Annotated in this window: 9 protein-coding genes and 1 tRNA gene; 6 read left to right on the forward strand and 4 right to left on the reverse strand. The window is 60.5% G+C overall.

What is annotated here, in order from left to right; all coding sequences use genetic code 11:
• The first annotated feature begins 26 nt into the window (after positions 1-26).
• A complete protein-coding gene (locus tag KC8_RS00715; RefSeq protein WP_010125333.1) occupies positions 27-1,307 on the forward strand; it encodes a TetR/AcrR family transcriptional regulator in 1,281 nt (426 codons plus the stop codon).
• A gap of 148 nt (positions 1,308-1,455) precedes the next feature.
• On the opposite strand, the gene KC8_RS00720 is transcribed toward KC8_RS00715, so the two are convergent.
• Positions 1,456-2,358: a helix-turn-helix domain-containing protein gene (locus tag KC8_RS00720; RefSeq protein ID WP_010125334.1), complete on the reverse strand. Its 903-nt coding sequence runs from the start codon at positions 2,356-2,358 to the stop codon at positions 1,456-1,458.
• 290 nt (positions 2,359-2,648) lie between these two features.
• Between KC8_RS00720 and KC8_RS00725 the strand changes: the two genes are divergently transcribed.
• The 3 genes from KC8_RS00725 (at position 2,649) to KC8_RS00735 (ending at position 7,227) form a co-directional block, all read left to right on the forward strand.
• Positions 2,649-3,413, forward strand: a complete 765-nt coding sequence (locus KC8_RS00725; protein ID WP_010125335.1) for an SDR family NAD(P)-dependent oxidoreductase — start codon at positions 2,649-2,651, stop codon at positions 3,411-3,413.
• A gap of 48 nt (positions 3,414-3,461) precedes the next feature.
• A complete protein-coding gene (locus tag KC8_RS00730) occupies positions 3,462-4,643 on the forward strand; it encodes an LLM class flavin-dependent oxidoreductase (RefSeq protein WP_138956666.1) in 1,182 nt (393 codons plus the stop codon).
• Between the two features lie 76 nt (positions 4,644-4,719).
• Positions 4,720-7,227, forward strand: coding sequence for a TonB-dependent receptor (locus KC8_RS00735; RefSeq protein WP_010125337.1), 2,508 nt, complete (start codon positions 4,720-4,722; stop codon positions 7,225-7,227).
• 98 nt (positions 7,228-7,325) lie between these two features.
• On the opposite strand, the gene KC8_RS00740 is transcribed toward KC8_RS00735, so the two are convergent.
• The 3 genes from KC8_RS00740 to KC8_RS00750 form a co-directional block, all read right to left on the reverse strand.
• Positions 7,326-8,129: a universal stress protein gene (locus KC8_RS00740; RefSeq protein ID WP_029624509.1), complete on the reverse strand. Its 804-nt coding sequence runs from the start codon at positions 8,127-8,129 to the stop codon at positions 7,326-7,328.
• Positions 8,130-8,251: 122 nt separating this feature from the next.
• Positions 8,252-9,547, reverse strand: coding sequence for an NRAMP family divalent metal transporter (locus KC8_RS00745; protein ID WP_050805398.1), 1,296 nt, complete (start codon positions 9,545-9,547; stop codon positions 8,252-8,254).
• Between the two features lie 283 nt (positions 9,548-9,830).
• A tRNA-Cys gene (locus KC8_RS00750) sits at positions 9,831-9,904 on the reverse strand.
• Positions 9,905-10,077: 173 nt separating this feature from the next.
• Between KC8_RS00750 and KC8_RS00755 the strand changes: the two genes are divergently transcribed.
• Both KC8_RS00755 and KC8_RS00760 read left to right on the forward strand, forming a co-directional pair.
• The gene (locus tag KC8_RS00755) at positions 10,078-10,614 is read left to right on the forward strand and encodes a sigma-70 family RNA polymerase sigma factor (protein ID WP_037495968.1); all 537 of its coding nucleotides are present in this window, start codon (positions 10,078-10,080) and stop codon (positions 10,612-10,614) included.
• Positions 10,604-11,338, forward strand: coding sequence for an anti-sigma factor family protein (locus tag KC8_RS00760; protein ID WP_010125341.1), 735 nt, complete (start codon positions 10,604-10,606; stop codon positions 11,336-11,338). The genes KC8_RS00755 and KC8_RS00760 overlap by 11 nt, the downstream gene beginning before the upstream one ends.
• Positions 11,339-11,541: the final 203 nt, after the last annotated feature.

The raw sequence follows: 11,541 nt of genomic DNA on the forward strand, positions 1-11,541 counted from the left end.
GGGCCTGGCAGCGCAAGGAAACTGGCTTGGCCGATACGCTGGATTTGGCAGGAACGACCGCCCAAACGGTGCGCGAGCGCATTCTGGCCGCCGCGCGCTTATTGTTTCTGCAGAATGGATTCACCAAGACAAGCGTGAGCGCGATCGTGGCCGAGGCGCACACCAGCAAGCGTGAATTTTATAAATATTATTCCCGTCGCGAGGATGTTTTCCTTGAGGTCGTAAATGCGCTGCTGGCAAGTGCCGCCGTGACGCGGGACATGCCGGACAGGCCGCTTGACGAATTGCTGCCTGACCTCGCGGTGGCGATTTACAAAAGCCACCTGAACGCCAGCAGTCTTGGGCTGTTCCGGGCCAGTATCGTGGCATCGGCGCAGTCCCCGGATCTGGACCGGATCGTCTATCAATCGCGTGCGCGCGCATCCCAGGCGCTGGGGCAGCGGCTGGATGACTGGCGTGCGCGCGGCGCAGTTCAGTTCGACGATCCGCAGTTGGCGGCGCTGCGTTTCGGTTTTCTGGCCATCAATGGGCTGAAATTCACGATGGGCGGCCCCATCATGGACGATGCCGACTTGCCCGGCCATGCCCGCAAGGTAACCCATCTGTTTCTGCACGGCTGCGCGACACCCGGTTTTCGCATGCGGCCGGACCGGCCTGTTGCGCTGGGAGCGGCGCCGGGCCGTGTTGTGGCGCCCTTCGTGGCGGATAATGGGCGACAAACCCGGCTCGACAGCGATCAGTGGCAGGCCGTTTACGACGAGGCGTGGGCAGAATTTGCCCGGCATGGTTATCCACTTTCAAGCGTGGAACGGGTGGCGCGTGCCTGCAAGATCGCCCGGACCACTATTTATCGCAGCCATCCGTCCAAGCGCGACCTTTATGAAGTGTCGATCGCCCGTGTCATAGATCGCATCTATCGATCGGATTTGGATCTGGCGAAAGACATATCGCAACCAAGGGACGTTCTGATCGAAATTGCGTTCAACATCCTTGAATCATTCTTGTCCCCGGATAATGTAGCCTTGCACAAGATGTTGGTCGCCGACGCCGGTGAAATACCGGAGGTGACGTACAAATTATATGAATATATTGTAAATATATATCTCGGAAGATTTGATTATATTTTTGAAGTCTTGATGTGTGATTCTATTATTGAGGGTGAGGATGCCGCGCATATGGCGTGGTATTTTTTCATCCTAGTGACGTTTGGCGCCCGGCTTCTGTTCGTTCAACCCGCGTCTATCCGCGAGCGATATGCGCTCATTTCGGAAGCGGTGAACACGTTTCTGTACGGAATATCCCGATAATCGCGGCTTGAACTGGTCCAGCTTGCTCGGTCTGCGGTTCGACCCGTTTGCGCGAAGCGGCCGCAACGATGGCGCCCAAGTTGTCCGGTCCCGGCTTGTTCAGGGACAAGCGAAGGGTGGGCATCCACCCATCAGCGCAGGCAAGGCATCAGGCCCATTCGAGTTTTGAAAGCCGGGACGGGCGCTGGCCCATGGCTTGCGACGGGCTGGACCCTGTGACCCGCCGGAACGCCGCGGAAAAACTGCTGGGATTGGAAAAGCCCACCGCATAGGCGATTTGCTTGATGCTGTGCCCATCGCCAGCGAGCAATTCCATCGCCTTCTCGATGCGTAGTGTTTCGATATATTTGTGGGGGGTAATCCCGGTGCTCTGTTTGAACAGCCCGTAGAAATAGCCCTCGCTATACCCCAGGGCATTGGCGAGTTGCCGGATCGAGAGCCGTTCGTTCAGCGCATTTTCGACAATGCCCCGGATGCGATCCAGATCGCGCTTGCTGAGCGTGCCGGTGCGCCGTTCTTCGTCAGGACTGGCGATAGCTTGAAAATAGCGGGCCAATTCGACCAGGATTACATGCGACAGGGAGCTGATCACGATATCGGACGCAAAGCCCGGCGTGCGTATTTCGTGATAGATCTTACGCACCATATCCCTGATGACGCTGCTGGACAGATCCTGGCAGGCCCGCAGATGCCGTTCCGACCAGTCATTGCCGATGCCGGTGATGGTATGGAAATAATCGGGGGTGAACCGGCAGGCGATACCCGATGCTTCGCCGCGTCCGGCGATCGCGGTGCCCCATGGAATCTGTGCGGGAAGATAGGATAAGGCGTCGCACGGGGTGTCTTTTGGTCCCGCCGATCCGACGTACCGCCAGCTTGACTGGAGCGAGCCTGCACTGCGCATTTCCGCGCCGATGATATGTTCGGCATTGATGCCGTTCTCCTGAATCACATGCGCGACGGGCTTGTGTGCATCCAGCAGATCAACGGCAACATGCGGGAAGGTGTACGTCGCCGAAACCCTTCTGACGTACCCGGTCGATGCGGCCATGCTATGGTTCTCCCCCAATCCTTTCCTGCCATCTGTTGTGCGATGTGCCTGAGGCGACGATAGCCGACACCGGTTCGAAAGCAATGCGGCGGATCATGGACGCCTGGGCGTTCGCGGTCGATGCTCCGCTGTTTAATCTGAGAAAATCGACAGAAAATTTGGTCTGATCTCAGGATCGGCAATGCCGCCGGTCGGGACGGGCCGACCCCTGCCGCCTTATTGGTTTCATCGAAAACAGGCGCTGGCCCGCAGGCGGGCGCAGCAATGATGATATGCAAGGGAGAGCCAATTTGGCGCAGGGCCAGAAGACCGTGCTGGTAACAGGCGGTGCGGGTGATATCGGGCAGGCCATAGCCAAGCGCCTTGCAAGTCAGGGTATGCAGGTCGTCCTGCTCGATCTTGCAGAGCAGGAGGCCGGTGATGCCGTGGCCGCGGCGCTGGGCAACGGCATTGCCTATCGCACCTGCGACGTGACCGCCCGGGCGGATGTCGAGGCCGTCTTTGCGGGGCAGAACGATGTCTATGCCGTCATCGTCAATGCCGGTGTCGTGCTGGGCGCGCCGTTCCTCGATTATACGGTCGAACATTGGCACGCCACGATGGCGGTGAACCTTACCGGCGCGTTCCATGTCGCACAAATTGCTGCGCAACATATGGCGCGGCAAGATCGTGATGCCCAAGGGGTGCGCGGCAAGGTGCTTTTCACCGGATCGTGGACGCAGGGCCGTCCTTGTCCGCGATCGGCGGTCTATGGGGCCAGCAAGGCCGGTGTGCAGATGCTGGCGCAGTGCATGGCGCAGGAACTGGCGCCGGACGGAATATTGGTCAACGTCGTTGCGCCGGGCGCCGTCGATGCCGGCATCACCCGTCGCACATATACGCAGCACCCCGCTTTTCACGATCAGATGGCGGCAATGGTTCCGCTTGGAACATTGCAACCGGTGGACAGCGTCGCAGGCGCCTTTGCCTATCTCTGTTCGCCCGACGCCGATCACATGACCGGGGCGACGATGGTGGTGGACGGAGGACTAAGCCTGCTGAGCTGCGCCGTCTGACCCAGCCGCCGCCGACCATATTGCGCTATCGAATATCAGGAACTCCGCATGACCCATTTTCGACCGGACTGCATGAAGTTCGGGGCATTTATCGCGCCCTATCACGGGATATCGGACAATGTAACGCTGACCATCGCGCGCGATATGGAACTGGTCGAGCTGATGGAGGCGCTTGATTTTGATGAAGCGTGGATCGGCGAACATCATTCAGCGGGGTTCGAACCGATTGCGTCGCCCGAAGTGTTCATTGCCGCCGTGGCCGAACGCACCAAGCGGATTCGCCTTGGCACCGGGGTCAGTTCGCTAACCTATCATCACCCGCTGATCCTGGCCGATCGGATGGTCCAGCTCGACCATCAGACGCGCGGGCGCATCATGTTCGGGGTGGGGCCGGGGCAATTGCCTTCGGACGCGGCGATGCTTGGCATCGATCCGGCGCGCCAGCGCGAAATGATGGGCAATGCCATCGAAGCAATTGTCGATCTTCTCGATGGCAAAGTGGTCACACGCGATGAAGGCTGGTTCACGCTGAAGGACGCGCGGCTGCAAACATTGCCATATCAACGGCCGCGCATGGAAATGGCGGTGGCCTGTGCGGTCACGCCCAATGGCCCGGTAACGGCGGGGCGCATGGGGGCATCCATGCTGTCCGTCGCCGCATCCAGCGGCACCGGATTTGCGACCCTTCCCGATCATTGGCGCATTTGCGAAGCGGTGGCGCGGGAGAATGGGCGCACGGTTCATCGCGATAGCTGGCGGGTGGTTGCCCCGATCCATATCGCAGAAACCCGCGAACAGGCGTTGGCGGATGTAGCCGCCGGGATCGTTCCCAACGTTCTCGATTATCTGCGCCGGCTGGGCGTGCAGATGCCGTGCCTTGATGGGCTGGACACAGGCAAAGACGCCGCCCGTTCGTGGTGCGACAACACATGGGGCACATTTGGCCGGCTGACATGCGGCACGCCCGACGATGTGGCGGATTGTATCGAACGCATGCTGGAGCAATCGGGCGGGTTCGGCACATTCCTGTTGCTGGCGCACAATGCGGCCAGCTGGGAAGCGACCCGCAAAAGTTACGAAATGTTCGCGCGTTACGTGATGCCGCGTTTCCAGAACCGGGACCGTCGCGCGCAGTCGCTCGACTGGGTTTCTGGCCAGAGTGCGGAACTGATCGGTTCCGTCACGGCTGCCACGCGCACCGCCATCGACCTGCACAAGGCGCGGCTGTGACGACGAACCGACAATGCAGCGATCCAATATCAACCAGACATAACGACGTGAGGGTGGGAAAATGAAAACGTCCAGGATGACACTTCTGGCCGGGGCGGCCTTGTTCGCGCTTGAATCGGCGGCCCATGCGCAGGAAGCCGGCATCGCCGATATCGTGGTGACGGCGCAGAAGCGTGGCGAGAATCTCCAGCGGATGCCGGTTGCGATCTCTGCTTTCACCGCAAAGCAGCTTGATTTGCAGGGGATTTCGGAAACCAAGGATCTATCCGCCATCGCGCCCAACGTGGCGGTTCTGGGCGGGACGACCAACGCCACGGCATCCGTCGTCACGATCCGCGGTGTCCCGACGGCATCGGATGAATCGATGGGCTATGATTCCCCTATCGGTATCTATGTCGACGGGGTTTATCTGGCGCGCAGTGCCGCATCCTCCTTCGAAGTGGCGGATATCGAGCGGATCGAAGTGCTGCGCGGGCCGCAAGGCACATTGTTCGGACGCAACACCACGGGTGGTGCAGTCAATTTCGTGACGAAGCGGCCGACCCAGGATTTTAATCTGGCGCTGCGCGCAGGGGCTGGCAATTACGATCAGCGGGTATTGCGCGGCGTGCTGAACACCGGGACGCTGGCGGGCATTGCGCGTTCGTCAATTTCCTATCTCTACAAATCGCGCGACGGCGTGGTCGATAATCTCTTGCAGCCCGATCGGCTCGATCCGGGGGCGTCGACCATGCACAGCGCGCGCTGGGCGCTTTCGCTCGATCTGGCGGACAATGTGACGCTGACCAATATCTTCGACTGGTCCCGGATCAGAAGCGTGGCTGCGTTCCAGCAGCTTGTTGGCGTCGGAAATGGAAATGAAACCGATTTCCCGGCAACCCTGACGGTAAACGGGGCAGTATTCCCCAAGGTGCAGCCGGCCAATGTGCTGGGTTATCTTCAGGCCGCGACATCGGGGGAGGCGGAGTGCGGATCGCCGGTGGCGCAGATATCCCGCCAAAGGCGCAGCCGGGTGTGCAACAATTCCACGGGGCCGTCGATCGACAAGGTCTGGGGGAACATGACCCGGCTGGAAGCCGATCTCGACGGGGTGACGCTGCGTTCGACGTCGGCATTCCGGTGGTGGCGCAACAGCTTGTCCGCGAATGATCTGGACGGGCTGGGCACCGTGCGCGGCCCCGCCTTTTCGCAGGATAGCCTGTTGAACAATATGCCGATGTCCGTGCTGGACCAGATACCCGGCCTGACACCAGACATGCGCGCTTATCTGGCCAGCACGGCCGTTCCGACGACCACGCAGGATCTGTTCGAAATCACCGACAAGCGCCGCCACCGGCAGTTCAGCCAGGAGTTCGAAATCGTCTCTCCTTCCGGCGGAGCATTCGAATGGGTGGCCGGCGGCTTCTTTTTTCACGAGAAAGGGCGCGAACTTAACCCCCAGCATTATGCCTATGTGATTGATACTGATACGATCTTCACCGATGCCAATTTTGGAGCACTGGCACCTGCGCTGCGCCTGAACAATCCGGCCCGCTATCGCGCGATGGCGGTGCCATCGGCGATTGGCTACACCGCGAGCACCCGATCTTACGCTGTTTATGGCCAGGCGACCTGGCGGCCGGGTGGGGTGGACGATCGGCTTGGGGTGACATTGGGCCTGCGTCAGTCCTGGGACAGCAAGACTCTCGCCGTATTCCAGAATGGCGTTGCACCTTTTGCCGAGGAAGACCTTCCTCGCAATCGCGGGTCAAAGAAATTCCGCGCGCTCACCGGCAATCTTTCTGTCGATTTCCGCATGTCGGACGACCTCAATCTTTATGCCCGCATTGCCCGCGGCTATCGTTCCGGCGGATTCGATGCGCGGCAGAACACAGCCGAACTGCCGCTGACCCCGTTCAATTCCGAAAAAATCTGGTCCTACGAAGCTGGCGCCAAGGCCAAGCTGGGCAATCGGATACGGATCAATTCGGCGTTCTTCTATAATATCTATAATGATCAGTTTGTTACCGTGCCCGTTCCGGTGGGTGAGGGGCAGAGCTTTGGCAGCATTGTCGTGAACGCAGGCAAGACGCGTTATTACGGCTTTGAATTTGATGGCAAGGCGTTGATCGCCGACGGTTTCGAACTGGATGGGGCCTTTGGTTATGTGAAGGCCGATCCCGTGACGTATCTGGCGGGCGATGTGGCGTTTCAGCCACGTAATGTCGCTTCGATCATCAAGCTGAACTATGCGCCCAAAGTGACCGCCAGCATGGCTGCCAGCTACCGCCATGAAATCGGCAGCAACGCATTGCTGCTGCGTCTGGGATACGCCTACACCTCATCTTTCCATATGTTCGGTAATCCGCTTACCGCGCCGTTTTCGGACATCACCAAAGGGGATGCGCGTGGCCTTGTCGACGCGCAGATCCGGCTTGATCAGGTGAATTTTGCCGGCGGCGAATTTAGTGTCACCCTTTGGGCCAAGAATCTGACCAACAAACATTATGCCAGCCGGGCGGTTGATTTCGGCCAGCTGGGCTTTTCGACCGTCAGTTTCGGCGATCCGCGGACGTTGGGCCTCACTGTGGATATGAAATTCTAGCTCATTCCGGGCGGCTTTCGGCCAATGTGCAGGGAAAGCCGCCCTTTCCATGGCCTGCGGCCAGGCGCGCGCGAGGGGAGCCAGAACGCCGGGCTGCCCTAATGGCCGAGGATGATCGGCACCGGGCTTTCGCCAAGCATCCGGCGGGTGACCCCGCCGAACAGGCGTTCCCGAAGACGCGCATGGCCATATGCACCCATGAGGCAATAAGCGGGTTGCCTGTCCCGGCAGGCTTGAAGCAAGGCATCGGCCACAGTCCATTCCTGTGCAATGGTCCGATCGATACGCGCGTGAATATCGTGGCGGGATAGATAGGCGGCGGCGTCTTCGGCCGGAAGGCCATCGATTTCGCCGATTTCAAGCAGGGTCACGCCTTGTGCCAAAGCGAGCAGGGGGATTGTGGCGCGCAGAGTTTCATAGACTGGCGCGGTTCCATCCCAGGCGACCAGCACATGGCCTTTGGTGTCGAGGCCGCGGGCCATTTCCGGCATGGCGAGGATGGGCTTTCGTACGCGCATCACGACATCGCTGACGATGGCACGCATATCCGGCGGAGCGTGATCGGCAAAGGCGGTGTTGAGTATGATGATATCAGCGGGGGCTGATTCCGCTTCGATCACTTTGGTGATGTCGCCGGTTGTATCAGCCCAGTCCCAGTTCACGTCTTCCTTTTCCAACCGGGCTTCCGTGCGCTGGCGATTGGCGGCTTCGCGCTTGCGTGCGTCGTCAAGCAAGACAAGCTCGGCATCGGCCAGGCGATAATCGGTGCCGATCAGATAGGGCAACTGGACGACATCGAGACATTTGAGGTGCCCGGACAGCGCCCGCGTCAGATCGAGCGCGGCCCGCAAGCGGGCTTCTTCACCGGGATCGTCATGCACCAGCAACAGGACGTTTTTCACGTTATCCTCCATCCGGGCGGAAACGGATCGGAGGATGCCGCAACATCATGCGGCCGTCTCTACGCAAGGATACGGATGCGCCCGGCTTTGGGAGTGGGGTGCGGGCGCATGAAGCCCGTTTGCTACAGCACGAAAAAGGCGATGGTGGCGGCCGCCATTACTGCCGTCGCGAACCAGCCACCGGCGGCCAGCCGCCGGCTGATCGTCAGGCGGCCCATGGCACGGCGATTAAGCGCGATAAGCATGACGACGACCATCAACGGGGCGGCGAGCAGGCCGTTGACGACGGCGGCCCAGTAAAGCGCCTTCATCGGATCGACTGCTAGAAGGTTCAACCCGAGGCCGCCCAGCGTTGCAATGGCGATCGTACCGTAAAAGGCCTTGGCTTCGCGCGGGCGGCGATCCAGTCCTTCCACCCAGTCAAACGCTTCGCTGACTGCATAAGCCGCGGATCCGGCTAGAATCGGTACTGCGAGCAGGCCCGTTCCGATGATCCCGATCGCGAACAGGGTGAAGGCCAGGTCGCCTGCGATTGGCCGAAGCGCTTCGGCCGCCTGCGCCGACGATTCAACCGAATATATTCCCGATGCGTGCAACGTCGCGGATGTCGCAATCACGATGAACAAGGCGGTGAGATGCGAAAAGCCCATGCCAACCAGTGTATCGATGCGAATGCGGCGCAGTTCTGGGCCGGCATCGCGAGGGGCGATGCACAGCGGTTTGACGTGGCGGCGATGCTGTTCTTCCACCTCCTGTCCGGCCTGCCAGAAAAACAGATAGGGGCTGATCGTGGTGCCGAGGATGGCCACCAGGGCCATGGCATGCGGCCCATCGAGGACGATATCGGGAAGCAGGGTTGCACGCAGCGCGATCGACCATGGAACATCGGCAATGAAGGTGACGGCGACATAGGAAAAGAGCGATAATGTCGTCCATTTGAGGATACGCGCGTAGCGATCGTACGGCATCAGGATTTCGAGAAGGATGCTCGCCACGCCGAACAGGGTGGTGAACAACAGGACGGGGCCGGGAATGAGTAGCGAAAGCGCGGCCCCCATTGCGCCGAGATCGGCGCCGAGGTTGATGATGTTGGCAACAAGCAGAAGCAGTATGACGATCCTTAGCAGCCAGCGCGGATAATGGCGTCGCAGGTTGCGGGCGATCCCGGCCCCGGTGACCGATCCGATTTCCGCGCAGATCGCCTGAATGGAGGCCAGCAAGGGAAATCCGAACACCATCGTCCAGGCCATGCCATAGCCAAATTGCGCGCCGACCTGGCTGTAGGTGGCGATGCCGCTGGGATCATCGTCCGCAGCGCCCGTTACAAGGCCCGGCCCGAGCGCCTTGAGTATGCCGGGACGGGGCGACGGAGATGCAGGATGTTCTGCGGTATCCGGATTTTCCACCACGCCCGTCATCAGCGCCCCCATTTAGCCCATCAGATCGTTTAGCTGCGGCCGGCCAGGGCGTAGTTAAGTAGACCTCCTGATGGGCCAGGTGGAATAGGACAAATATATTGGCGGCGGCGCCGGACGCTTTCCGCGCTTCGGCCGGCGTGATTTCAGGTTAAGGCCGCAGCGCCAGTGTCTGGTTCACGCCATCCATGGCGCCAAGGCTTGCTGCCACCAGCCAGCGACAATTTTGAAACTGCCAGAAACAAGCGTGTTTCCAACTTCTGGCGTTCATCGCCAGACTGGAAAATGGAGGCCCGAGCCGGAATCGAACCGGCGTGCAAGGATTTGCAGTCCTCTGCGTAACCACTCCGCCATCGGGCCTCTAGCGCGGAAAACCGCGCTTTTGCGGAGCGGCTTCACTAGGGTCCATGATGTGATCCGTCAAGTTGGTGTGAGCGGCTTTTGTGGATGTTCGTGCCGCCACGCGCAGGCCGTTTTTTCGATGGATGCGGCCCACGCGGGAATAATCTTACCGTCAGCACCATATTGGGTTGATGAGGTTTCAAAAACGCCAGTCTGTGCTCGACCATGTGCCGGCCATGCGCCGCTACGCACGGGCGCTGAGCCGCGATGATGATATCGCCGACGATATCGTGCAGGATGCGCTGGTGCGCGCCTATGAAGGTGCCGATACCTTCAGGGCGGGGGCGTCGCTCAAGAACTGGTTGCTGGCGATCGTGCGCAACAGTTTTTTCGGCGACCTGCGGCGCAACAAGGCCGAAAATCTGCGACACGAGCGACTGGCCCTGCTGTTGATCGACCATGTCGAGGCCCAGCAGGAGCGGCAGGCCTATCTGCGGCAAATCATCGATCGATTCCTGATGCTATCCGCATCGCAACGCGAAGTGCTGCACCTGATCAGTATCGAAGGGCTGAGCTATCAGGAGGCCGCAGAGGTGCTGGATGTGCCGATCGGCACGGTGATGTCGCGCATCAGCCGGGCGCGGTCGGCGTTGCGCGCGCTGGAAATCGACGCTGAAACCAAGGCTGCCCATCAACTTTATATTGTGGGAGGGCGCGATGATGCCTGATCCGATCAGCGATTGCGATATCGACGCCTATATCGATCACGAACTTGATGATGTGCGCCGGATGGAGGTGGAGGATTATCTGGCGCGGAATCCGGATGTCGCGAGCCGGGTGATGGCGGATTTAAGCGCGCGCAGCGCGCTGCGCCTGATGTTCAACGATGGCCGAACTGTTTCGCAGGTGACCGAGAAGGCCGCAGCGACGCTGGCCCAGCGTTTGGCGCGACGGCGTTGGCGGCTGCCCGCAGCGGGCGGGCTTGCGGCAGCGGCCGGAATCGTTGCGCTGATGCTTCACCCCGTTCGTCATGGCGACGTGCCCGCTTATGTCGACAGCGCCGTCGTATCGCACAAGGTGGGCCTGTTACGGGCCGCCATGGCATCGCAGGTCGAAACCCCGGCTTTCGACGCGCGCGAGACGCTGAAACGCACCAGAATCCGCATGCCGGTCCTGCCCGAAGAATGGCGCATCACCGACGTCCAGCTTTTTCCCGCGCCGACCGGACCGGCATTGCAGTTCATGATCCGCACCGATGGCGGGGCGGCGCTGTCGATGTTCGCCGTGCGGACGGGCGGGCAGGCGGCCACGGAACCGGTGGCGGTTCGTCGCGGCGACGATGCCGTCGCATATTGGCACCGCGATGGCATGGCCTATGCGCTGACCGGCGCTTTGCGGCCGGCTGATATGGACCGGGTTGCCGGTGATCTGGCTGACAATCAGCTGTTTTGATCTTTCATGTGGCAGACCATCCTGCATCCGGTGCCGGACCTGATCGTGGTGACTGGCCGCCGATACGCGCCGGCGCGGACCGGGGAAATACAATATTCATGGAACGCCATATGGCGCGGAACGGCCCACGCTGGCGTCACCCCGCATACCGAACCGGACGAATAATGACGGATATGATTATGAATGATCGACGCGATGCCGCT

The sequence above is a fragment of the Sphingomonas sp. KC8 genome, from assembly GCF_002151445.1.
Taxonomy (GTDB): Bacteria; Pseudomonadota; Alphaproteobacteria; order Sphingomonadales; family Sphingomonadaceae; genus Sphingomonas_E.

Coding starts and splice junctions, on each gene's coding strand:
- KC8_RS00720 (WP_010125334.1), bottom strand. CDS start 2,358: ATGGCCGCATCGACCGGGTACGTCAGAAGGGTTTCGGCGACGTACACC.
- KC8_RS00760 (WP_010125341.1), top strand. CDS start 10,604: ATGATGCCTGATCCGATCAGCGATTGCGATATCGACGCCTATATCGAT.
- KC8_RS00735 (WP_010125337.1), top strand. CDS start 4,720: ATGACACTTCTGGCCGGGGCGGCCTTGTTCGCGCTTGAATCGGCGGCC.
- KC8_RS00755 (WP_037495968.1), top strand. CDS start 10,078: ATGAGGTTTCAAAAACGCCAGTCTGTGCTCGACCATGTGCCGGCCATG.
- KC8_RS00730 (WP_138956666.1), top strand. CDS start 3,462: ATGACCCATTTTCGACCGGACTGCATGAAGTTCGGGGCATTTATCGCG.
- KC8_RS00745 (WP_050805398.1), bottom strand. CDS start 9,547: ATGACGGGCGTGGTGGAAAATCCGGATACCGCAGAACATCCTGCATCT.